The 21,785-nt window shown below is 68.8% G+C and carries 21 protein-coding genes and 2 tRNA genes; 15 read left to right on the top strand and 8 right to left on the bottom strand.

Annotation, left to right across the window (positions count from 1 at the left end; translation table 11 throughout):
- Positions 1-173 precede the first annotated feature (173 nt).
- The 5 genes from AB0K12_RS25310 to AB0K12_RS25330 all read left to right on the top strand — a co-directional run bounded on the left by AB0K12_RS25310 (position 174) and on the right by AB0K12_RS25330 (position 4,225).
- Entirely contained in the window at positions 174-2,222 is a 2,049-nt protein-coding gene (locus tag AB0K12_RS25310; protein WP_364565893.1) for an ATP-dependent DNA helicase UvrD2, read from the top strand.
- 126 nt (positions 2,223-2,348) lie between these two features.
- On the top strand, positions 2,349-3,218 hold the full coding sequence (locus tag AB0K12_RS25315) for an acyl-CoA thioesterase II (RefSeq protein WP_364565896.1): 870 nt from the start codon (positions 2,349-2,351) through the stop codon (positions 3,216-3,218).
- Positions 3,219-3,331: 113 nt separating this feature from the next.
- A complete protein-coding gene (locus AB0K12_RS25320) occupies positions 3,332-3,595 on the top strand; it encodes a hypothetical protein (protein ID WP_345389716.1) in 264 nt (87 codons plus the stop codon).
- Between the two features lie 130 nt (positions 3,596-3,725).
- The gene (locus tag AB0K12_RS25325; protein WP_364565953.1) at positions 3,726-3,995 is read left to right on the top strand and encodes a WhiB family transcriptional regulator; all 270 of its coding nucleotides are present in this window, start codon (positions 3,726-3,728) and stop codon (positions 3,993-3,995) included.
- Positions 3,996-4,060: 65 nt separating this feature from the next.
- On the top strand, positions 4,061-4,225 hold the full coding sequence (locus AB0K12_RS25330; RefSeq protein ID WP_364565899.1) for a hypothetical protein: 165 nt from the start codon (positions 4,061-4,063) through the stop codon (positions 4,223-4,225).
- Between the two features lie 434 nt (positions 4,226-4,659).
- On the opposite strand, the gene AB0K12_RS25335 is transcribed toward AB0K12_RS25330, so the two are convergent.
- From AB0K12_RS25335 to AB0K12_RS25345, 3 genes are all read right to left on the bottom strand, one after another.
- A complete protein-coding gene (locus tag AB0K12_RS25335) occupies positions 4,660-4,866 on the bottom strand; it encodes a hypothetical protein (protein WP_364565902.1) in 207 nt (68 codons plus the stop codon).
- Between the two features lie 558 nt (positions 4,867-5,424).
- Positions 5,425-6,771, bottom strand: coding sequence for an AarF/UbiB family protein (locus AB0K12_RS25340; RefSeq protein ID WP_364565904.1), 1,347 nt, complete (start codon positions 6,769-6,771; stop codon positions 5,425-5,427).
- A 62-nt stretch (positions 6,772-6,833) separates the two neighbouring features.
- Positions 6,834-7,367 (bottom strand): hypothetical protein, encoded by a 534-nt coding sequence (locus AB0K12_RS25345; RefSeq protein ID WP_364565907.1) that lies wholly within the window; start codon positions 7,365-7,367, stop codon positions 6,834-6,836.
- A gap of 555 nt (positions 7,368-7,922) precedes the next feature.
- Between AB0K12_RS25345 and AB0K12_RS25350 the strand changes: the two genes are divergently transcribed.
- The 4 genes from AB0K12_RS25350 (at position 7,923) to AB0K12_RS25365 (ending at position 10,971) form a co-directional block, all read left to right on the top strand.
- Positions 7,923-8,279: a hypothetical protein gene (locus tag AB0K12_RS25350; RefSeq protein WP_364565910.1), complete on the top strand. Its 357-nt coding sequence runs from the start codon at positions 7,923-7,925 to the stop codon at positions 8,277-8,279.
- 745 nt (positions 8,280-9,024) lie between these two features.
- Positions 9,025-9,807 carry an enoyl-CoA hydratase/isomerase family protein gene (locus tag AB0K12_RS25355; protein ID WP_364565913.1) on the top strand — a complete coding sequence of 261 codons (783 nt, stop codon included), beginning with the start codon at positions 9,025-9,027 and terminating at the stop codon, positions 9,805-9,807.
- A gap of 67 nt (positions 9,808-9,874) precedes the next feature.
- Entirely contained in the window at positions 9,875-10,390 is a 516-nt protein-coding gene (locus AB0K12_RS25360; protein ID WP_344883689.1) for a M48 family metallopeptidase, read from the top strand.
- A complete protein-coding gene (locus AB0K12_RS25365) occupies positions 10,387-10,971 on the top strand; it encodes a hypothetical protein (protein WP_364565917.1) in 585 nt (194 codons plus the stop codon). The genes AB0K12_RS25360 and AB0K12_RS25365 overlap by 4 nt, the downstream gene beginning before the upstream one ends.
- Here the strand turns inward: AB0K12_RS25365 and AB0K12_RS25370 are convergent.
- The 3 genes from AB0K12_RS25370 to AB0K12_RS25380 all read right to left on the bottom strand — a co-directional run bounded on the left by AB0K12_RS25370 (position 10,958) and on the right by AB0K12_RS25380 (position 13,749).
- Positions 10,958-11,887 carry an endonuclease/exonuclease/phosphatase family protein gene (locus AB0K12_RS25370; protein WP_364565920.1) on the bottom strand — a complete coding sequence of 310 codons (930 nt, stop codon included), beginning with the start codon at positions 11,885-11,887 and terminating at the stop codon, positions 10,958-10,960. The two genes, AB0K12_RS25365 and AB0K12_RS25370, sit on opposite strands and share 14 nt — an antisense overlap.
- A 90-nt stretch (positions 11,888-11,977) precedes the next feature.
- Positions 11,978-12,538: an NUDIX hydrolase gene (locus AB0K12_RS25375; protein ID WP_345389690.1), complete on the bottom strand. Its 561-nt coding sequence runs from the start codon at positions 12,536-12,538 to the stop codon at positions 11,978-11,980.
- Complete coding sequence (locus tag AB0K12_RS25380) at positions 12,535-13,749, bottom strand: zinc-dependent metalloprotease (protein WP_364565956.1); 1,215 nt, start codon at positions 13,747-13,749, stop codon at positions 12,535-12,537. The genes AB0K12_RS25375 and AB0K12_RS25380 overlap by 4 nt, the downstream gene beginning before the upstream one ends.
- Positions 13,750-13,879: 130 nt before the next feature.
- Here AB0K12_RS25380 and AB0K12_RS25385 point away from each other — a divergent pair, with 130 nt between their 5' ends.
- The 6 genes from AB0K12_RS25385 (at position 13,880) to AB0K12_RS25410 (ending at position 19,855) form a co-directional block, all read left to right on the top strand.
- Positions 13,880-14,953, top strand: coding sequence for an NAD-dependent epimerase/dehydratase family protein (locus AB0K12_RS25385; RefSeq protein ID WP_364565959.1), 1,074 nt, complete (start codon positions 13,880-13,882; stop codon positions 14,951-14,953).
- Between the two features lie 16 nt (positions 14,954-14,969).
- A complete protein-coding gene (locus AB0K12_RS25390) occupies positions 14,970-15,395 on the top strand; it encodes a molybdenum cofactor biosynthesis protein MoaE (protein ID WP_345389687.1) in 426 nt (141 codons plus the stop codon).
- A 10-nt stretch (positions 15,396-15,405) separates the two neighbouring features.
- Positions 15,406-16,452 (top strand): PDZ domain-containing protein, encoded by a 1,047-nt coding sequence (locus AB0K12_RS25395; RefSeq protein WP_364565924.1) that lies wholly within the window; start codon positions 15,406-15,408, stop codon positions 16,450-16,452.
- 129 nt (positions 16,453-16,581) lie between these two features.
- Positions 16,582-19,536: a UPF0182 family protein gene (locus AB0K12_RS25400; RefSeq protein WP_364565927.1), complete on the top strand. Its 2,955-nt coding sequence runs from the start codon at positions 16,582-16,584 to the stop codon at positions 19,534-19,536.
- A gap of 56 nt (positions 19,537-19,592) precedes the next feature.
- Positions 19,593-19,669 (top strand) — tRNA-Met (locus tag AB0K12_RS25405).
- A 109-nt stretch (positions 19,670-19,778) separates the two neighbouring features.
- Positions 19,779-19,855: transfer RNA gene (locus AB0K12_RS25410), tRNA-Met, on the top strand.
- Positions 19,856-19,879: 24 nt separating this feature from the next.
- Here the strand turns inward: AB0K12_RS25410 and AB0K12_RS25415 are convergent.
- Together AB0K12_RS25415 and AB0K12_RS25420 are read right to left on the bottom strand one after the other, a co-directional pair.
- The gene (locus AB0K12_RS25415) at positions 19,880-20,077 is read right to left on the bottom strand and encodes a hypothetical protein (RefSeq protein WP_364565930.1); all 198 of its coding nucleotides are present in this window, start codon (positions 20,075-20,077) and stop codon (positions 19,880-19,882) included.
- Between the two features lie 343 nt (positions 20,078-20,420).
- A complete protein-coding gene (locus AB0K12_RS25420) occupies positions 20,421-21,143 on the bottom strand; it encodes a hypothetical protein (RefSeq protein ID WP_364565933.1) in 723 nt (240 codons plus the stop codon).
- Between the last annotated feature and the right edge of the window lie 642 nt (positions 21,144-21,785).

Raw genomic sequence — 21,785 nt, forward strand, 5'->3', positions numbered from 1 at the left:
AGGGCGCTCACGCAAACCGCAGTTCGCACGGCCTTCCTTTCCCCCATGCACATGGTCGGCCCCATTGTGGGGGAAGAGACCATCCTTTTGCATCTCGGTGACGATGAACATACGCCGGGGCGCATGTTGCCAGAATAAAGTCTGGCACCGCCAGCGGCTGGGAGGATTCAGGGGTGAACAACGCGGATGACGTACTGATCGGGCTCGACCCCGAGCAGCGTGCCGTCGCCGAGGCGGTGCGCGGCCCGGTGTGCGTGCTCGCAGGTGCGGGGACGGGCAAGACCAGGGCGATCACCCACCGCATCGCGTACGCGGTCCGCAGCGGCGTCATCGACGCGCAGAGCGTACTCGCTGTGACATTCACCACTCGGGCGGCCGGCGAGCTGCGCCAGCGGCTGCGCGCGCTCGGCGCGCCCGGCGTGCAGGCCCGCACGTTCCACGCGGCGGCCCTGCGCCAGCTCACCTACTTCTGGCCGCGCGTCATCGGCGGCGCGGCGCCGTCGGTCATCGAGTCGAAGCTGCCGGTGCTCGGCGAGGCGTGCCGCCGGCTGCGCAGGAACGTCGAGCGCGCCGAGCTGCGCGACATCGCCTCCGAGGTCGAGTGGGCCAAGGTCACCCAGATCGGCCCTGAGGACTACGTCGCGGCAGCGGCGAAATACCACCGCACCCCGCCGATCGCGCCGGCCGAGCTGGCCGACGTCTACGACGCGTACGAGCAGATCAGGCGCGAGCGCCACCTGGTCGACTTCGAGACCATCCTCGAGCTCACCGCCGCCGTGATGACCGAGCACCAGGAGGTCGCGGCGCAGATCCGCCAGCAATACCGCTACTTCGTGGTCGACGAGTACCAAGACGTCAACCCGCTGCAGAAGCTGCTGCTCGACACCTGGCTCGGCGGGCGCGACGACCTGTGCGTGGTCGGCGACCCCAACCAGACGATCTACTCCTTCACCGGCGCCAGCCCCCGCTACCTGACGAACTTCTCCGTCGACCACCCCGGCGCGGCCGTCATCAAGCTCGTCCGCGACTACCGCTCCACCCCGCAGGTCGTCGACCTCGCCAACCTCGTCATCGCCAAGGGCAAGTCGCCCCACCGCTTGGAGCTGGTCGCGCAGCGCCCCGACGGTCCCAAGCCGGCCTTCAAGGAATACGACGACGAGCCGGCCGAGGCCGCCGACGTCGCCAGGTCGATCAGGAAGCTCATCGACAAGGGCGTGCCGTCGCGCGAGATCGCCGTGCTGTTCCGGGTCAACTCGCAGTCGGAGGCGTACGAGGAGGCGCTGGCCAAGGCCGAGATCCCCTACGTGCTGCGCGGCGCCGAGCGCTTCTTCGAGCGTCCCGAGGTCCGCCAGGCCGTCGTGCTGCTGCGCGGCGCGGCCCGCTCCGCCGCGGGCGAGCCGCTGGCCTCCGAGGTCCACCACATCCTGGGCGGCATCGGCCTGACCCCCTCGCCGCCCGGCGGCGGCAAGGCCAGGGAGAAGTGGGAGTCGCTCAAGGCGCTGGCCGACCTCGCCGAGGACATGGCGGCCGAGGGCGCCGACCTGCCGGCGTTCGTCACCGAGCTCGAACGCCGCGCCTCCGAGCAGCACGCGCCGCCCGTCGAGGGCGTCACCCTCGCCTCGCTCCACGCCGCCAAGGGCCTGGAGTGGGACGCCGTCTTCCTCGTCGGCGTCACCGACGGCATGCTGCCGATCATCTACGCCGAGAGCCCCGAGCAGATCGAGGAAGAACGCCGTCTCCTCTACGTCGGCATCACCCGCGCCAGGGAGCACCTGTCGATCTCGTGGGCGGCGGCCAGGGCGCCGGGGGGCAGGAAGAGCCGCCGGCCGTCCCGCTTCCTCGACGGCCTCACCGGCCGCGCCCCCGCCGCGCCGCGCGTGGCGCAGTCCGCCCGCGCCGAGCGCCGTCAGGTGGCCGCGCCGGTCAACTGCCGGGTGTGCGCCAAGACGCTGACCGCCGCGACCGAGCAGAAGCTCGGCCGCTGCGCCACCTGCCCCGCCGACTATGACGAGGCCCTGCTCGAGCGCCTCAAGGCATGGCGCACGGCCACTGCCAAGGAGACCAAGGTCCCGCCGTACGTCATCTTCACCGACGTCACGCTGCAGGCCATCGCGGAGCGGGCGCCGGCGACCGAGCAGGAGCTGCTGGCCATCGCGGGCGTCGGCAAGGTGAAGATCGACCGGTACGGCGAGGCCGTCCTCGCTCTCTGCCGCGCCTCCTGACACCGCCGTAACGGGGACGCAACGGAAAGACGACATCATTCCGGCTGAACCGGGCCCGGCTTTCACCCCGGTACGGGCGGCACGTCACACTTGTCGCAGGACCGGAACATCCAAGGGGGACGACACGTGAACGAGGCGCTGAAAGAGCTGCTGGACCTGCTCGACCTTGAGCAGATCGAGCTCGACATCTTCCGCGGCAGGAGCCCGGAGGAGCGCATCCAGCGGGTCTTCGGCGGTCAGGTGGCGGCCCAGGCACTGGTGGCGGCCGGACGTACCGTGCCCAAGGACCGCAACGTGCACTCCCTGCACGCCTACTTCATCCGTCCTGGCGATCCCTCCATCCCGATCGTCTACAACGTCGAGCGGCTGCGCGACGGACGCTCGTTCACCACCCGCCGCATCGTCGCCGTCCAGCACGGCAAGGCGATCTTCACGATGTCGGCGTCGTTCCACGTCGCCGAGGAGGGTGTCGCGCACCAGGCGTCGGTGCTGCCCGAGGTGCCCGGCCCCGAGACGCTGCCGACGTTCCAGGACCGCATGTTCGAGCTCGTCGGCGACCACCCCGAGCTGCGCGACTGGGCGTCGCGGCCCCGCCCCGTCGACGCCCGCTACGCCTCGCCGCTCACCTGGGAGGCGCACCTCGACCCCGCGCTGCGCAGCGCGCAGACGAACGTGTGGTTCCGCTACGACGCCGAGCTGCCCGACGACCCGCTGCTGCACGTCGTGCTGGCGGCGTACGCCTCCGACTTCACGCTCGTCGACACCATCCTGCTCGCGCACGGCATGGCGTGGGGCGCCTCCGACATCATGGGCGCCTCGCTCGACCACGCCATGTGGTTCCACGCCCCGTTCAGGGCCGACGACTGGCTGCTCTATGCTCAGGAGTCTCCCTGGTCCGCCGGGGCCAGGGGACTGGCCCGGGGCGAGATGTTCACCGCGTCTGGAGAGCTCGTGGTCTCGGTCGTACAAGAGGCCATGATCCGCCGGACGAAGTGACGAAATCGCAGGTAGAAAATATGTTGCCCCTTCCCGGCAATCCGGTTTAGGGTCTTGGTCAAGCGAGTCGGACGGTCTAGTTCCGACGATCCCGAGAGTGGAGGTGAATCCCAGTGATCAGCATCGAGATGTCTGCCACGCCGTGGTTCGCCTCCGCGTGCCGTGACTCGGTGGTGCTGCTTGCCGGTGCCGCCAAGCTCCGGCAGGAGAAGTCTGCCCGTCGTCAGGCCGCCGCCTTCATCGCGCGAGCTCACTCCGGTGTGGCCGCGGAAGGTGCCCCTGTCTATGCGGGACGTATCGAACTGCCGGCCAACCAGCTCACCAAGGGTGGACTGTGCGGTCCGCAACCCTGGCGGGATGCTCCGGTCATAACCTGACCGGCTTACAGCAGCCCCCAGGCCGCGGATCCACAGACAGGATCCGCGGCCTTCTTGTTTGTCCGTGATCTCCGACCACCTACGAGGTGCCCGACCCAAGATCAAAAAGATCGATCAAAAGGAGAAGCAGATGGGGGCGAAGACGATCATGGACCTGATCGACGAAGCCAAGATCCCCTGTCGTACCGACCCTGACCTGTGGTTCGCCGAGTCGCCGGAGGACGTCGAGTTCGCCAAGGCACTCTGCGGCGGCTGCCCGATCCAGAAGTCCTGCCTGGAGCGCGCGCTCGAGCGCGAAGAGCCCTGGGGCGTCTGGGGCGGGGAGCTCATCCTCAGGGGAACGATCGTTCCCCGCAAGCGTCCGCGCGGGCGTCCCCGCAAGCACCCGGTCGCTGCCTGAAACACCGCACCCACCGAAAGAGAGAAGAAACGATCATGAGGACCCAGCCGACGAGGAGTCTGCTAGTGCCGGATCTCATCCATGACCTGGTGAATGACCGAATACAAACCCTCCACCGTGAGGCCGCTGAGCAGCGCGTCATCCTGCGCGCCCAGCGCCTGCAGCGCGCGCGACGCGGCGTCACGCGCGCTAACGAGCGCCTCCGCAGGGTATTGAGCCGCGAGTTCTGACCGGCAGGTCCTGCCGCCGGCGCAGGATCTCCCACCGGAACTTGTGAATGAAGAGAGCCGGGCGCACAGCCAAGCGCCCGGCTCTCCCTTTTGCCCACACCCCCACCCACCCGACCCGACCCCTCAACCCACCGAGCCCGACCCCTCAACTCCCACCCCACCCCACCCCACCAGCGGTCACGCCTCCACGCCCCACTGAGCACTAGCCCAACGGCGATCGGCGACCACATCCCCACCACGGCACGACACCCGTGCACCAGAACACCAAGCCCGAGATCCATGGCAACGAGCGATCGCGGCCGATCACAGCGCCCGTCGCCACCGCAACCACTCACGACGACGGACCATCCACAACCGCGAATCGCCCACTGCCATGCCCGCTCACCGAACTCCCGGGCCCGCTCACCGAACTTCCGGGGCCCGGCCGCCTGAGCTCAAGGAGCAGTGCAACCCACCAGAGGAAGCTCAGCGGGAAGCGCCGGAGCCGCCGGATCCACGAGGGTGGTGACCTCGCCGACCCCGGCCGTCACGCATTCGAGCAGAGCGACCGGATCGACGACGGCGTTCGCAGCAGGAGCGCCCACGAGCAACCCCATGCCGACGAGGGCAGCGGCGCCGAACAGGCGCACGGAACGGTGCATTGATGCCTCCCAACGGAGAGTAACTTTTAGCCCTCGTATGATTGCACAGAGTAATGACTCCTCAAGGCACCCCACCCCACCCCAGCGAACACAGGGCACCAACCCCGGCCTCATATGGCGGGATGTGTCCCCGCAATCAACCACCCCAGCGCTCCGCCCCAAGCCCAGAGTCTTTGCCAACAGACCTCGGAGCACCCCCACCAAGAGGCCACCCAAAGAGACGCCCCACGCCAACTGCAGCGCGCCACTTCCACCCCGCCCTCACTGTGCCGAGGACGGGGGTCGAGGGGGGTCGAGGACGGGGGTCGAGGTCAGGGGCCGAAGCTAGGGCGCCGGTCTCAGCGTGCCCCCAGCTGAGGGCCCTTGCCTGAGGGGCGCGGCCTGAGGAGCGCTGACCGAGCAGGCGTCACTGACGCAAGGGCTGCCCGAGTGCGCGTTGGCGTGGCGGATGACACCTACTAGCGCTGACCGGGGGCAGGCACCGAGCGGCGCCATCGAGGTCGATGTTGCCGCTCGTCCGTCTCAGTCAGCCGCTCGGCGCCCAAATACGAACTCGGGTCAGCTGACGGCCAGGGCTTCGTCGTCTGGGTTGGGGTCGGCGTCGTCGGCGAAGCCGGGGACCCAGCGGATGACCTCGTCGCGGAAGCGGGCCGTGGTGCCCAACTGGCAGAGGACGCCGATGCCGGCCGCGTGGACCCGGTGGATCAAAACGTACGAGGCCGGCAGGTTGAGTTGGCGGACCACGTTCGTGGGCCGAAGGTCGGTCACGCTGGCGGCCTGCGCCTGCAACCACTCCCGGCTGAACGTGAACTCCTCCACCGCCGTCGGCTCCACGTACGGCGCGAGGAAGGCGCGCAGCGCGTCGGGGTCGATCTCGATGTCCTCGCGGATGAAGCCCTCCTTCCGCAGCCCGGCCATGACGGTCTCCATGTCGCCCTGGTTGAAGATCCGGGTGAGCTGCCCGAACGCCTTCGGGTACCCCTCGGGCAACCGGTTGACGGCGCCGAAATCGAGCGCGCCGAGCCGCCCGTCGTCCAGCATGCGGAAGTTGCCCGGGTGCGGGTCGGCGTGCAGCATCCCGACCCGCGCGGGGGAGCAGAACAGGAACCGTACGAACAGCAGCCCCGCCTGGTCGCGCTGCTCCTTGGTGCCCTCAGCGATGATGCGCGACAGCGGCGTGCCGTCCATCCATTCGGTGACGAGCACCATCTCGTTGGCGGCCACCACGTCGGGCACGTAGAAGTCGGGATCGCCGTTGAACTCCAGCGCGAACGCGTGCTGCGCCTCGGCCTCGCGCAGGTAGTCGAGCTCCTCGGCGATGCGTTCGCGCAGCTCGCTCAGCACGGACTTCATGTCGAGCCCCGGCAGCAGCGCCCCGAACAGCTTGCCCAGCCGCGAGAGCTGCGCGAAGTCGCCGAGCAGCGCCTTGCCCGCCCCCGGATACTGGATCTTGACGGCGACGACCCGGCCGTCCTGCCACACGGCCTTGTGCACCTGCCCGATGGAGGCGGCGGCGGTCGGCTGGTCGTCGAACGACTGGAAGTGCTTGCGCCAGTCGTCACCCAACTGCTCGGCCAGCACTTTGTGCACGGTCGACACCGGCAGCGGCGGCGCGGCCTCCTGGAGTTTGGTGAGCGTGGCGCGGTAGGGGCCGGCGATCTCCTGCGGCAGTGCCGCCTCGAAGATCGACAGGGCCTGGCCGAGCTTCATCGCTCCGCCCTTGAGCTCGCCGAGCACCTTGAAGACCTGCTCCGCGGTACGCTGCTGCACCTCCTGGGCCACGATCTCCGCCGACTTGCCGCCGATGCGCTTGCCCAGGCCGAGGGCGGCGCGGCCGGCGAAACCGAGCGGAAGGGTGGCCAACTTGGCCGAGCGCGTGACGGCACGGCGCGGGAGATCGTTCACACTGATGCGCGGAACCTCGGCGAGATACCGCTTCCCCCCTTCGTGATCATCCTTTGAGCACGTCAGTCGCGGTTGGGTGCCATGACCATTCTTAGCGAATATCGATTGTTTCGCATACAGCGACATTGCGGGTGTATCACCCACGATCTCCCTATCCACCGCCAATCAGGCGTTACCTCCACTGTGCCGTTGGTCACAGCAGGGGTTTTTCCGTCGAGGAACGCCAGCGCGTGCCCCACCGCCCCCGCCGCGACGACGCCCGCCAGCGCCACGTCGCAGGCGATCTCGCCCGGCGGATAGCCGCCCAGCTGTGCCGTGACCATCCCCCACTCCGGGTCGCGGTCGCGCCGGGTCAGGTCGAGGCAGTGCACGCACGCCGTGATGCCCGGCAGGACCAGCGGGCCCACCGTGCCGTGTCCCTCGAAGGCGGATGCCAGAAGATGGGGGATGTCGAGGTCGATCAGCTCGTTGACCAGCACCCCGTCGAGGGGAGTGACCGGCGCCAGGATGACGAGGTCAGGTCGATCGGTCTTGTCCCCAAGATACGGCCCTCCGGCGAGCACATTGACCGTCGGCCGGCACGCCTCCTCACCCAACTCGCTCTCGTACGCACTGACCCGCGGCACCCCTTTCGGCCTCCGCGCCGGTTTCTTCCCTCGGGATCCGGCCTTCGCCCCCTCCTCAGCTCCAGGCCCAGACGCCTGCTCCGCCCCAGGACCGAATAGCCGCTCCGCCGCTGGCGCGGATCGCCGTTCCGCGCCAGATCCCGGCTTTTGCTCCGCGCCAGGCCGAGACCGCCGCCCTGCCCCTGGCGCAGACCCCCGCTTTGACCCGGTACCAGGCTCAGACCTAGACGCAGGACCTGAGGTTTCCTCCCGTCCTGTCGCCTGCGCCGGGCTTGGTCCCTGCGCCGGTTTCGCTGCCTGCGCCGGAGACGTGCCGCCTGTTCGTGGAGAGGGTGGGGTGACGCGCTGAGGGGAGGGGCGAGCGGCCGGTGGGGTGGGTGAAGCGGTGACCGCGGCCCGGGCTGGATGCCCGGTGATGGATGGGGTGATGCCGCCCCAGCGCACCGCCGAATCCTGTGGGAAGCGTGTCGTAGGGGCGGGTCCGGCCGGGGGCGGGATGCGCTGGGCCAGGTCCGCGGACTGGATGTGCGACGGAGGTGGTGGGTCGCCGGCGGTGAGGCGGCGGGCGATGGCGACGGCGCCCACCTCCCGAGGGAGGCCCACTTCCGCCCAGGTCAACCCGCCTGGTGTGAGGTCGGCGGGCCGGGCGAGGGCCGGGTCGAGCACGCGGATGTTGCCCACGCCGGCGGCCGCCAGGAGGGCGACGATCTGGGCGCCGACCCGGCCCGCGCCGTAGACGCGTACGCGGGCCTGGCGGCGGCGTTCGAACGTCGTCATCATGCCGTCGAGAGTGGTCGAGGCGAGGTCGAGGGCGTCGAGATCGGGTCTGAGCCGGTCACGTTGGGCCAGCGGCAGGTCGCTGAGGCAACCGGGCTCGAGTGAGGCGTCGTGGAGCGCGCCCTGGGCGGCGAGATGGTCGATCAGGCACCGGGCGCGCGGCTCGTCGAGCCCCGCGAGTGCGGCTTCCTCCAGCACGGTCTCCAGCTCCCGAGTGCCGTCGAGACCCTCGACCCACTTGAGCACCCGCTCGGTCAGTCCGCTCAGCATCACCGCTCTGAGCGGGTGCGTGCCGAGCTGGAGGGTGCTCTCGTCGCGCAGGAGGTGCCGGAGGGCGGGCTTCACACGTGGCCTCATGGCCGGAAGATTTTCACGGCCGAGCAAGATCAGGAGGGACTTCGGCCCCGACTGTGGATAACCACGTGCATGGCGAATGACCTGTGGATAAACGGCCACCAGGACGCGCCGGCGCGGCGGCGCGCCGGCGAAGAGGTTAAGCGGTCAAGGAGAGAGGGGCGGTCAAGGAGAGAAGGTCGGAGAGCGCGGGAGGCGGGGAACCGAGGCGGCGGCGGCAAGTGCTGTGCTTCGGCGGGAGCGCCGACGCACCGGAGTGCCGGACCGCAGGAGCGCCGAAGCGCTGGGACGCCGGTCGGCTGAGCGCTGGACCGTCGGTCCCTTGGAGGGCTGGACGCTGGGTCGTTGAAGCGTTGAAGCGTTGAAGCGTTGAAGCGTTGAAGCGTTGAAGCGTTGAAGCGTTGGAGCGCTGGAGCGCTGGTCGGTGGGCTGGAGTGCTTAGGTGCTGGGCGGTGGGGGCGGGGGTGGGGGAGTGGGGCGGGTTACGCTTCCCCGCATGAACGAGCTCTTGGTTGATCGCAAAGACGACGGAGTAGTGCTCATCACCCTCAACCGCCCCGACATGCGCAACGCCATGACCGACACCATGACGGCCGAGTGGCGTGCGGTCATGGCGGAGCTGCGCGATGACAGGCAGGCGCGGTGCCTGGTCGTGACCGGGGCGGGGTCGGCGTTCTCGTCCGGTGGTGACCTGTCGTGGATCGGCGAGCGCGGTACGGAGGCCGTCCCGCAACTCCGCGACCGCATGCTCGCCTTCTACCGCACCTGGCTGGCGATCATCGAGCTCGAGATCCCTACGATCGCCGCCGTCAACGGCGCCGCGGTGGGTGCGGGGCTCTGCGTGGCGCTGGCCTGCGACCTCGTGTACGCCGCCGACGACGCCAAGCTGCTGGCCCCGTTCACGTCGCTGGGCCTGCACCCGGGCATGGCGGCCACGTACCTGCTGCCGAGGAGGGCGGGCGCGCGCCTGGCGGCGGAGATGCTGCTGACCGGTCGCAGCGTCTCTGGGCAGGAAGCGTCCGACAAAGGACTAGTAAATCAATCTTTCCCGAAAAATCATCTAATGTCGGAAACGGAGACCATCGCCCGGAAGATCGCCCAGAACGCCCCCATTGCCACGCGCCTCACCAAAGTAGCCCTCAACCAAGACCATCAAGACCTGGAAGCCGCGCTGATGTGGGAATCCCTGGCCCAGCCCGTGACCATGGCCTCCGCCGACATGATCGAGGGCCTGACCGCCCATCGGGAAAGGCGCATGCCCAAATTCACCGGCTCTTAATCATCTGACCAGCAGAAACATGGCCCACCCTCTGTGGAATTTCGTCAGTCTCGGCTAACGTGCATATGTGCCCCCCGAGACAGTCGAGGTTCGTCGCAGTTCTCGTCGCCGGCGTACGGTTTCCGCCTATCGCGACGGCGACAAGACGATCGTGCTCCTGCCCGCCTGGCTGAGCGGTGAAGACGCGGATGAATGGGTGAGCCGCATGCTGGATCGGCTGGCCGCGAAAGAACGACGTCGAAGGCCGACCGACGAGGCTCTGCTCGAGCGGGCCAAGGAGCTGTCGGCCAGATATCTGGACGGCGAGCCCGACCCGGTGAGCGTGCGCTGGGTGGACAACCAGCAGCACCGCTGGGGCTCGTGCACCCCTGAGACCGGGACGATCCGGATCTCCACCAGGCTCAAGGGCCTGCCCGAGTGGGTCATCAACTATGTGATCATCCACGAGCTGGTGCACCTGCTGGTGCCCAGCCACGGGCCCAAGTTCTGGGCACTGGTAGAACAGTATCCGAAGGCGGAGCGGGCCCGCGGGTTCCTTGAGGGATTCTCCGCCGCGGCCCACACCGCACCGGAGGAGTGTTGACGCGCATCGTCGCGGTCCTGGTTCATCGGCACATGGCGGACGCGGCGCCCGAAGGCGTCGATCCCGCGCGGTTCCTTGAGGCGGTGGCCGAGGACACGTACGAGATGGTCGCCGGCCTCGACCTCGTCACCCCCGTGCTCGCCACCAGCGTCCCCGGCCTCGACGACATCGTCTGGCCGGGCACCGAGGTGATCACGATCGCCGAGGGCGAACCGCTGAAAACCACCCTCGCCCGCCTCAAAGCCGATCAGGCGGCGGTGATCTGCGCCGACGCGCCCGACCTGCCGCCCCTGCTGGTGGGCAAGCTGTTCAGGGAGCTGGGCCGGGCCGAGATCACCATCTGTCCCGCGGAGAACGGCGGAGCCGTCGCCATGGCCTGCGCGCTGCCCGCGCCGGAGTGGGCCGAGCCCGACCTCGACGCGTACGACGTCGTCAAAGACCTGCGCGCGCAGGCCCCCGGCCCCCGCAGGGTGGCGACCACCCCGGGCTGGCACCGTCTGCGCACCCCGCACGACCTCGCCCGGCTCGACCCCGGCCTTGAGGGCTGGGAGAGCACCAGAGCGCTGATCACGGCACGGTGAGCCGGGCCAGCACGGCGCGGTGATCGGTGCGCGGCACGTCCCGTACGCTCACCTCCTGCACGCCCACCCGCCGATCGACCAGCACGTGGTCGATGGTGATGAGCGGCGGCACCTTCTTGTTGGCCGGCCACGTGGGGATCAGCCCCGCCCCGACCTCGTCGGCGGCGTCCTTGTAGCCGCGCGCGAGCAGCCGGCGCATGGAGGAGTGGTCGAGCGAGGCGTTGAAGTCGCCCGCGATGATCCTGATCCGGTCGGGCGAGGCGGACGGGAAGGACTCAAGGGCCCGCTTCCAGTCGGCGACCTGCGGCCCGAGCGGCGGGAACGGATGCGCGTCGATGAACTCGATCGGCTCGCCCCCGGGCAGCGCGACCGTCGCCGCCGGCATGTGGTGCCCGGCCGGCGCGCTCCAGCTCGTGAGCGGCTCCATCGGATGGCGGGAGAACAGCCCGCTGCCGCTGGCGTTCCACTCGTCCTCCAGCACGCGGTACGGCATGAGCTCCTTCAAACCGGCCGCGTCGAGGTCGGCGACCGCCCCCGGGGTGAGCTCCTGGGTGCTCAGCACGTCGGGCCTGAACTCGCGTACGAGCTGCAGAATCGTCCCCACGTCGGCCTTGCCGAACAGCATGTTGACCGTCATGACCTGCAGCGGCCTGCCCTCGGCCGCGTCGGCGGTGCCGAGCGCCCTGGGCAGCACGCTGAAGCCGAGCGCCGTCGTCGCGAGCAGCGCGACGACGGTCGCGGCGCGCCTGCGTCCGAGCGCCGCGATGAGGAGGGGGAGCAGCGAACCGGCCGCCGCGTACGGCGTCGCCGTCATGAGCTGGGTCGGCAGCGACCCGCGTTCGAGACCGGCCACCCTGGCCACCGCCCACGCGGCGAACGGGGTCACGGCCATCCAGGTCAGCGCCGTGCGAGGCATCTTTCGACGTTTGCGAACCGGCGTCACGATCGTGCCGCCGACGGCCGAACCCTCCACACGAGCCCCCCTTTGGAACGACGCAAAAGGACTCTAGCCAAGGGCGCGTGAGCTTGAGCTAAGCGCCTCACGTCCGCGTGCGGCCAGCCGCCTGGTGGCCTCGTCGGACGGCTCGGGGATCTCGTCGACCGGGAACCACCGCAGGTCGAGCGACTCGTCACTGATCACGGTCGTGGCGTCGGGAGGCGCCACCGCGGCGTATTCGACGTCGAGATGCCAGCTGTGCGGCGGATGGCACCACACCAGGTGCCGGTCGACCGCGAGCGGACCGGGCAGCAGGCGCAGGCCGGTGATGCCGGACTCCTCCCACGCCTCCCGCAACGCCACCTCCGCCAGCGACGTGTCGGATGTCTCACAATGGCCGCCCATCGGCAGCCACATCTTGGCCTTCGGGTGCAGCGTGAGCAGCACCTGGGACCCGTCGTGCGACAGCACCGCCGTCGTCGCCGTCAGATGCCCCGGCACGCATTCGCGCAGCATCGCGTCGTCGTGAGCGCGCAGGTGATCGAGGAACTCCAGGCGCAGCGCCTCTTCCTCTGGCGTCGGCGCGGCCCAGGAGGACAGCACCGCCACCGCGTCGGCGTGCAGCGTCAACTCTTGCCTTCCTCGCCCTCGTCGTCGCCGGGCTTGGCCTCGAGCTGGGAGATGTCCCAGGTGGCCTCACCGCGTACGAACGCGTCGGGGTCGTCGAGGTCCTCGGCCGTCGGCATCAGGTCGGGGTGGCTCCACAGCGCGTCGCGTCCGTCGACGCCGCGCGCGGTCTCCAGCGCCTGCCACAGCGCCGCGGCCTCGCGCAGCCGCCGCGGCCGCAGCTCCAGACCCACCAGCGTGCCGAACGTCAGCTCGGCGGGCCCGCCGGTGGCCCGGCGCCTGCGCACGGTCTCGGCCAGCGCCACCGCGGAGGGCAGCTTGCCCTGCGCCGCGCGGTCGACCACGGTGGCCACCCACCCCTCGACCAGCGCGAGCGTCGTCTCGAGGCGCGCGAGCGCGGCCTTCTGCCGCTCGGTCTCCTCGGGCTTGAGCAGGTTGCCCCCGCTCAGCGCCTCCTGGATGGCCTGCGGGTTGTTGATGTCGAGCCCGCGGATCTGCTCTTCGAGCGCGGAGGTGTCGACCGTGATGCCCCTGGCGTATTCCTCGACCGCGCCGAGCAGATGCGAGCGCAGCCACGGGACGTGCTGGAACAACCGGTGGTGCGCGGCCTCGCGCAGCGCCAGATAGAGCCGGATCTCGTCGGACGGTATCTCGAGGCCCTCGCTGAAGGACGCGATGCCGCCGGGCAGCAGCGCCGCCGTGTCGGACAGGGGAAGACCGATGTCGGTGGTGCCGATCACCTCGCGCGCCAGCGACCCGATGGCCTGCCCGATCTGCTGGCCGACCATCATGCCGCCCATCTGCTTCAGCATGCCCATCAGCGGCCCCGCCATCTGCTGGGCCTCAGGGGGCAGGCCGGAGCCGCCGAGCGCGCCGCCCATGGTCTCGACCATGCGTTCGGCGATCGGCTCGCACAGCTTGCGCCAGATCGGGATCGTGTTCTCGATCCATTCGGACCGGCTCCAGGCCTGCGGAGTCGTCACGCCGCTCGGCAGCGTCGTCGCCTCGTTGAGCCACAGGTCGGCCAGGCTGAGCGCCTCGACGATCTGGCGGCGCTCGCCTTCCATGACACTCGGGTCGCCCTGGGCCACCACGGAGTGCCTGGCGATGTTCTTGGCCATGTCCCAGTTGACAGGGCCTGAACCCTGGGGCGCCGACAACATGTCGGCGAACTGGCGCATCGCCTGAGCCATCTGCTCAGGGTTGCCGAACATGGCGAACGGGTTCTCGTTGGGGTCGTTTTCGCGACCTGGCAGGTCAGTCACCGCTCTACCTCGTGCAGGATGGAGGAGTCCACATCCGCCACGTTAGTCGTCCTACGGCGGATCAGTGCAAAGTGAGGACCTGGTGCCAACCTCGAAACGCTCGCGCCAACCCGTCGTCGCCGTCACAGGTGCGGCCTCCGGCCTGGGCCGCGAGCTGCTCGCGAGGCTCGTATCCGCCGCGGATTTCCGCAGAGTGGTGGCCATCGACGAGCAGCGTGGCGACATCCAGGAGGCCACGTGGAGAGTGATCGACGTACGAGATCCGCTCTTGGCGAACCGGATCTCCGACATCGACGTCCTGGTCCATCTCGCCGGTGACTACGCCGTCGACTCCGACCCGGGGGAGCGGCGCGCGTACAACCTGCGTGCCGCGCAGACCGTACTCACCGCCTGCGCCGCCGCACGCGTGCGCAAGGTCGTGCTGGTCACCAGCGCGATGGTGTACGGCGCCGCACCCGACAACGAGGTGCCGCTGCCCGAAGACGCCCCCGTGGCCGCCGAGCCCGACACCGGCGTGGTGGGCGACTTCCTGGAGATCGAGTCCCTCGTACGCAGGTCGCTGCGCAGCCACCCCGGCCTGGAGATCACCGTGCTGCGCCCCGCGGCCGTCGTCGGCCCGGGCGTCGACACCGTGATCACCCGCCACTTCGAGTCACCCAGGCTGCTCACGGTCAAGGGCTGCCATCCCCATTGGCAGTTCTGCCACATCGACGACCTCGTCTCCGCCCTCGAACTGGCCGCCCGCGGCCTGGTCAGCGGCGTGGTCGCGGTCGGCAGCGACGGCTGGCTGGAGCACGAGCAGATCGAGGAGCTCTCGGGCATCAGGAGCCTTGAGCTGCCTGCCGGCCTGACGTTCGGCACCGCGCAGCGCCTCCACCGCCTCGGCGTCACCCCGGCGCCCGCCACCGACCTGCACTACGTCGTCTATCCGTGGGTCGTCGACTGCGCAGCGCTGCGCGAGGCGGGCTGGAAGCCCCAGTGGACGAACGAGGCCGCGTTCGAGCAGCTCCTGGAGCTGCGCGAGAACCGCACGACCGTGGTCGGGCGCCGCCTGCCCGTCAAGGAGGCCACGCTCACCGCCGCCGGCGCCACCGTCGCCGTCATCGGCACCGCCGCGATCGTCCGTCAGGTACGTAAGAAGCGTCGCTCGTAACGGTTAGGCTCTTTCTGTGGACGTCATCCGCTTGCTCGGCATACGTGAGACCCCGCTCTCGGTCGACGAGGTGCTGGCCGCCGTGCGCGACCACGCCGCGGGCGGCACCGCCTTGTTCCTCGGCACCGTGCGTGAACAAGACCACGGCAAGCCGGTGACCGGGCTCGCCTACTCCGCCCACCCCTCGGCGGAGGCCGAGCTGCGCCAGGTGGCCGAGAAGGTCGCCGCCGACTTCCCGGTGACCGCCGTTGCCGCCGTCCACCGGGTGGGCGACCTCGCGCTCGGCGACACCGCGGTGATCGTCGCGGTCGCCGCGCCCCACCGCGACGAGGCGTTCAAGGCCGCGCGGCGGCTCATCGACGATCTCAAGGCCCGCGTCCCCATCTGGAAACATCAGGCGTTCGCCGACGGCGAGACCGAGTGGGTCGGCGCCGGCGAATAAGCTCGAAGACATGTCTCGACGCGCCCTGACGCTCCTGCTCGCGGGATTCCTCGTGCTCGCGCTCGGCGTGGCGGGCGCGTTCCAGCCGGTCCCCTACGTCGTGCTGAGCCCCGGCCCGACGGAGAACACGATCGGCGAGGTTAACAAAAAGCCCGTCATCGCGATCAAGGGCAGGCAGACCTACCCCACCGGCGGCTCGCTGCAACTGGTCACGGTCGCCTACCAGGGCGGCCCCGCCGCCAAGATCGACCTGCTGACGGCGCTGCGCGGCTGGCTCGACCCGACCGTCGCGGTGGTCCCGCAGGAGACGATCTTCGCTCCCGACCGCACCGCGCAGGAGGTCGAGGAGGAGAACACCGTCGAGATGACGAACTCCCAAGACTCCGCCACCGCCGCCGCGCTCAACGAGCTGAAGATCCCCTACGCGATGGTCGTGGGCGTGGTCTCCACCGAGAAGGGCAGGCCCGCCGACGGCAAGCTGATGAAGGGCGACGAGATCAACTCCGTCGACGGCAAGGAGACGAAAGACGTCACGGCCGTCGCCGACGCGGTCAAGGCACACAAGCCGGGCGAGAGCGTCACCTTCAACGTCACCAGAGGCACACAGAAGCTCGACGTCACCGTGCAGACGGTCGCGGGCCCCAAGGCGCAGACCGTGGTCGGCGTCATGATGCAGGCGAAGTACAAGTTCCCGTTCGACGTCGACATCAACGTGGGCGACGTGGGCGGGCCGAGCGCCGGGCTGATGTTCTCGCTCGGCATCCTCGACAAGCTCACCCCAGGAGAGCTGACCGGCGGCAAGCAGATCGCCGGCACCGGCACCATCACCCCGGCCGGCGAGGTCGGCGCGATCGGCGGCATCGCGCAGAAGATGGTCGGCGCCAAGGACTCAGGCGCCACGATCTTCCTGACCCCGGCCGACAACTGCGCAGAGGCGCTCAAAAGCGTTCCTGACGGGCTGCGGCTGGTCAGGGCCGACACGTTGCACAGCGCGGTGGCGGCGCTCGACGCGCTGCGCACCGGCAAGGGCGACGTGCCCGCGTGCGAGGCCGGATGAAACTTCTGGCGCTCGCCGTGCGTTAGCCGTACGGCTGGCCCTGCGGTGTAGGTTGCCAGACACGGACCGTTTCTTCATTACGACGAGGGGTTGGCCTTGAGCTTCCGGACCCCAGGAGCCGGCAGGGCGATGCGCTTGCCCCGCCGACCGCGACTGCTTCTGCCTGTGGCGATCGCTCTCGTGGCGATCGTGGCATTCTTCTTCCTGTTCTCCGGCATCTATACCGACTATCTGTGGTTCGACGCGACCGGATTCACGACGGTCTTCAGCGGTGTGGTGCTGACCCAGATCGTGCTGTTCCTGGTCGGAGCGGTGCTCATGGTCGCCATCGCGGGCGGCAACATGTTGCTCGCCTTCCGCACCCGGCCCATGTTCGGCCCTGCGATGTTCGGCGGCGCGAGCGGAGCCGACCGCTACCGCATGGCGCTCGACCCCCACCGCAAGCTGATCTTCATCGTCGGCATGGCACTGCTCGCCCTCTTCTCCGGCTCGTCCTTCTCGGGCCAGTGGCAGACGTGGCTGCAGTTCATCAACGGGGAGTCGTTCGGCAAGACGGACAAGTTGTTCGGGATGGACATCTCGTTCTTCATGTTCGACTACCCGTTCATCCGGATGGTGCTGAACTTCCTGTTCACCGCCGTGATCATCTCGATCGTGCTGGCGACGATCACGCACTACCTGTACGGCGGCTTCCGCCTGCAGTCGCCCGGCGTCCACGCCTCCCGCGCGGCCCGCGTCCACCTGTCGGTGCTGCTGGGCGTCTTCGTGCTGCTCAAGGCCGTGGCCTACTGGCTCGACCGGTACGGACTCGTCTTCTCCGACCGGGGCTTCGTCCACGGCGCCTCCTACACCGACGTCAACGCCGTCCTGCCGGCCAAGACCATCCTCGCGATCATCGCGCTGATCTGCGCCGCGCTCTTCTTCGCCGGCGTCGTGCGTCCGGGCGGCATGCTGCCCGGCGTCTCCTTTGGCCTGCTCGTGCTCTCGGCCATCCTCATCGGCGGTGTCTACCCGGCGCTGGTCGAGCAGTTCCAGGTCAAGCCCAACCAGCAGGGCAAGGAGTCGCCCTACATCGGGCGCAACATCGAAGCGACACGCGAGGCGTACAACGTCGACAAGACAGAGGTCGAGACGTACAACGCGCAGGCCGACCCGACCAAGGTCCAGGCCAACGGCGACACCTCCGTCTCCGGCGTTCGCCTGCTCGACCCGTCCCTGGTCTCCTCGACCTACGAGCAGACCCAGCGCATCAGGGGCTTCTACAGCTTCGCCGACCCGCTCGACGTCGACCGCTACCCCGACAGCTCGGGCAAGCTGATCGACCACATCGTCGGCGTCCGCGAGCTCGACGGGCCGCCCGAGGGCCAGAACAACTGGATCAACCAGCACCTCGTCTACACCCACGGCTACGGCTTCGTCGCCGCGCCGGGCAACAAGGTCGACAGCAGCGGCCTGCCCGACTACGACGCCAAGGACATGCCGGTCACGGGCTCGCTGGTCGACAGCACCCAGCTCAAGGAGTCGCGCATCTACTACGGCGAAGACCCTGCCTCGGCCGAATACGTCATCGCCGGCGGCAACCCCAACGCGCCGCAGGAGCTCGACTACCCGGAGACGGGCGGCACCGGCCAGAAGAACACGACCTACACCGGCCGGGGCGGCGTCCCCGTCGGCTCGTTCCTCAACCGGCTCCTCTACGCCGCCAAGTACGGCGAGGCGAACATCGTCCTGTCCGGCGACGTCAACGACAACTCCAAGATCCTGTACGTCCGCAACCCGCGCGACAGGGTCCAGAAGGTCGCGCCCTACCTCACGCTCGACGGCAACGCCTACCCGGCGATCATCGAGGGGCGGGTGCAGTGGATCGTCGACGGCTACACGACGAGCAACGACTACCCGTACTCGCAGAGCGAGAGCCTCGGCGAGATGACGCGCGACACCTCGACCGACCGCCGCGTCATCGCCCAGCAGCCGAGCGACCGCATCAACTACATCCGCAACTCCGTCAAGGCCACGGTCGACGCCTACGACGGCACTGTGCGGCTGTACGCGTGGGACAGCAACGACCCGCTGCTCAAGACCTGGAGCAACGCCTTCCCCGGCACGATCCGCCCGGCCTCCGAGATGAGCGCCGAGCTGAAGCAGCACGTGCGCTACCCGGAAGACCTGTTCAAGGTGCAGCGCTACACGCTGTCGCGCTACCACATCACCGACCCGGCCGCCTTCTACAGCGGCCAGGACTTCTGGAACGTCCCCAACGACCCGACCCAGGGCGAGAAGAACATCAAGCAGCCGCCCTACTACCTGACCACCACGATGCCGGGCGGCCAGCCCACGTTCTCGCTGACCACCACGTTCGTGCCGCGTCAGGGTCCGAACCTGGCGGCGTTCATGGCGGTCGACTCGTCGGCGAGCGGCGAATACGGCCGGATGCGCATCCTGCGCATGCCGTCCAGCACCCCGATCCCCGGCCCAGGACAGGCACAGAACGCCTTCCAGAGCCGCTTCGCGGGTGAGCTCAACCTGCTGGGCGTCGGCGCCTCGTCGGTCCGTTACGGCAACCTGCTGACGCTGCCGTACGCGGGCGGGCTGGTCTACATCGAGCCGGTCTACATCCAGGTGGCCGCGGGCGGCGGGCAGGAGCCGTACCCGATCCTGCAGCGCATCCTGGTGTCGTTCGGCAGCAAGATCGGTGTGGCCCGCACGCTCGAGGAGGCCCTGCAAGAGGTCTTCGGCAGCGACCAGCAACAGCAGCAGCAAGAGCAGGAACAGACGGACGAGCAGCAGCAGGCTCAGCCCGACCAGGCGAACACGGCGCTCAACACCGCGATCTCCAACGCCCAGAAGGCCTACTCCGACGCCCAGAAGGCGCTGCAGGCCAGCCCGCCCGACTGGGACGCCTACGGCGACGCCCAGAAGCGGCTGGAGGCGGCGCTGGAGGCGCTGAAGGGCGCGAACGCCCAGCCGCAGTCCTCGCCGTCACCGACGCCGTCAGGCTCCCCTCCGGCGTCACCGTCCGCCACACCGACAGGCTCGCCGCCGGCCGCGCCCAGCGCGTCACCGTCGGCCACGCCGACCGGTTAGCGCCATTCAGTTTGCGTCCGCCCCGCGTCGCCCGGTAGCCTTCATAAGCACGACGACGCGGGGTGGAGCAGTTCGGTAGCTCGCTGGGCTCATAACCCAGAGGTCGCAGGTTCAAATCCTGCCCCCGCTACCAGGCCGAAGGCCCGGGATCCGGAAACGGAGACCGGGCTTTCGTGTGAACGGACCACCTCGGTGGTCAAAGCACTCCTCCGGGGCCTGTAGAGTAAGTGCAGACACACCGACGCGGGGTGGAGCAGTTCGGTAGCTCGCTGGGCTCATAACCCAGAGGTCGCAGGTTCAAATCCTGTCCCCGCTACCAAAGTCGAAGTCCCCGGTCACCGGATCATCCGGAGGCCGGGGACTTCTTCGTTTCCTGGGTTGCGTGGCTGATCATGAGGTACGTCTTGCGTACGGCCCAGCCGAGCAGGAACACCCCGAAGACGATCTGGACGACGCGCATCCAGCCGGGCGACCCCTGATCCGCATAAATCACGATGCCGACCCACATCAGGCCGAATAGCCCGACCAAGACGACTGCCACCCAATTCAGCCCCCGTTGCCACATATGCGCAGTCTTACAGGCGGTCGACCAAGGGCGGGTATGCCCGAAGTTGTCATCATGTCAGCGCCTAAATGGCGCCCCTCAGGGCGACGCAGGACGGACGTCGCAGCCGAACCCGAGGGTGACCTCAGTCGAGGTCGGATGGCCGCCTCGGGGAGGTGGCCGGCCACCTCTCCGAAACAGGACGGTCGCTCCCGGAACGGGACGATCGCCGCAACAAGTCGGGTTGACCTTCTCAACCGAGGCCGGATGGTCGCCCCAGAAGGGCTGATGGCCCCTCCACGGAACAGGACCGTCGCCGCGGCGAGGCGAACCGGTCGCTTCAGCGGGGGAGGATGCGCGCGGTGCCGATGCAGCTCCGCATCCGCGGGGCACGGGAGCGCGGCGGGCTCTGGTTCGTCACGTCGCCCTCCAGGGGGAGCTGCGTGTCCTGCGCGAGCTGGACGTCCTGGCCCTCGAAGCCCTGCCCGGTGAACGTCGGCCCCTCCACGAGCCCCTTGCCCTCCGGCGCCCGCGCGTCCTGTCCGTCCCCCTCCTGGCCTTGGCCTTCAACCGTCTGGCCTTCCGCCGTCCGGCCCTCCAGCGCCTGCGCTTCGAACGCCGGCTGGCCCGGGAGCTCCTCCGTTCGGTCAGGGAAGAGCTCCCCTGGGAGTGCTTGCCCCTCAAGGGACCATCCCTCGGGAGACCGTCCTTCGCGGGGCTGCCCCTCGCAGTCGCGGCCCTCCAGGCAGGCGAGCAGGGCGGCCGCCGCGCGGGCGTCGGCGAGGATGCGGTGAACGGCCTCACCGTCCTCCGGCAGCTGCCCCCGCTCGGCCAGCTCGTGCCGGATGAAGCCGAGGGGGTCGGGTGAGTCCACGATGTCGGCCGCAACCGTCGCCCGCGCCGCCGTCAGCAGCCGCAGATAGTGGGTCCGCAGCACGGCCTCGCGCAGCCGGGCGTGCTCCAGGTCGTCGATCAGAGTCCTGGCGATCCGCCGCAGGTCATCAGCGTGGGTCGCCTCGTCGGCGAGGAACGCGCGGATGTCGTCGAACTCCGACCGGGTCATAGCGGTCACCCCTCCGTGAGCGCAGTCTGCTCGTGACCTACTTCGTACCTGGGGGCGATTGCGGATGACTTGCGGTCAGCTTGCCCCACGGCGCCGGCTGGGGACCTCGTTGCCGAGGTTTGAGTGTCTGGTGGGAAGGGAAGAACCTCCTGATTACCTGAGTCGGCCCGAGTACGCGGCGCAGGCTGCTAGAGTTGCTTCCCGCAGGGCGATCGAGAGGCTCCTCAGAGCCTCGGAGATGCCCGGCAAATCCCACTACCTTCGCGGTCGACCGTCGCTGGTTTCGCACCACTTCAGATCGGCTGGTAAGTTAGAGGGGTTGTCTCCGAAAGGGGGCGCGGCTTAATTCTTGGAAAGTCGAGCCGGTCCTGTCAATTTGACAGGGACTTGAGCGGCTGAAAAGATTAAGACACAACAGAACGAACGGAGTGAACGCCTCCGAGCGGGGATCACAAGGGATTGTGGTTTCGGTGCGGATGTACGCGTCCGTTTCTTGAGAACTCAACAGTGTGTTAAAAGCCAGTGCATGATGCACAACCCCGTCAAGTTTTTGACGGATTCCTTTGGTTGACATTCATGTGGACATGAGTGTTGGCCAGGACTTCTTTTCAAGCATTGTTTGGAGAGTTTGATCCTGGCTCA

Source organism: Nonomuraea sp. NPDC049419 (genome assembly GCF_040676995.1).
In the GTDB taxonomy this organism is placed as follows: Bacteria; Actinomycetota; Actinomycetes; order Streptosporangiales; family Streptosporangiaceae; genus Nonomuraea; species Nonomuraea salmonea.

What these genes read in the sequence shown, in the direction of transcription:
- AB0K12_RS25325 (WP_364565953.1), top strand. Translation starts at nt 3,726, where the DNA reads ATGGGGGCGAAGACGATCATGGACCTGATCGACGAAGCCAAGATCCCC.
- AB0K12_RS25335 (WP_364565902.1), bottom strand. Translation starts at nt 4,866, where the DNA reads ATGCACCGTTCCGTGCGCCTGTTCGGCGCCGCTGCCCTCGTCGGCATG.
- AB0K12_RS25355 (WP_364565913.1), top strand. Translation starts at nt 9,025, where the DNA reads ATGAACGAGCTCTTGGTTGATCGCAAAGACGACGGAGTAGTGCTCATC.
- AB0K12_RS25370 (WP_364565920.1), bottom strand. Translation starts at nt 11,887, where the DNA reads ATGCCTCGCACGGCGCTGACCTGGATGGCCGTGACCCCGTTCGCCGCG.
- AB0K12_RS25380 (WP_364565956.1), bottom strand. Translation starts at nt 13,749, where the DNA reads ATGTTCGGCAACCCTGAGCAGATGGCTCAGGCGATGCGCCAGTTCGCC.
- AB0K12_RS25395 (WP_364565924.1), top strand. Translation starts at nt 15,406, where the DNA reads ATGTCTCGACGCGCCCTGACGCTCCTGCTCGCGGGATTCCTCGTGCTC.
- AB0K12_RS25400 (WP_364565927.1), top strand. Translation starts at nt 16,582, where the DNA reads ATGCGCTTGCCCCGCCGACCGCGACTGCTTCTGCCTGTGGCGATCGCT.
- AB0K12_RS25420 (WP_364565933.1), bottom strand. Translation starts at nt 21,143, where the DNA reads ATGACCCGGTCGGAGTTCGACGACATCCGCGCGTTCCTCGCCGACGAG.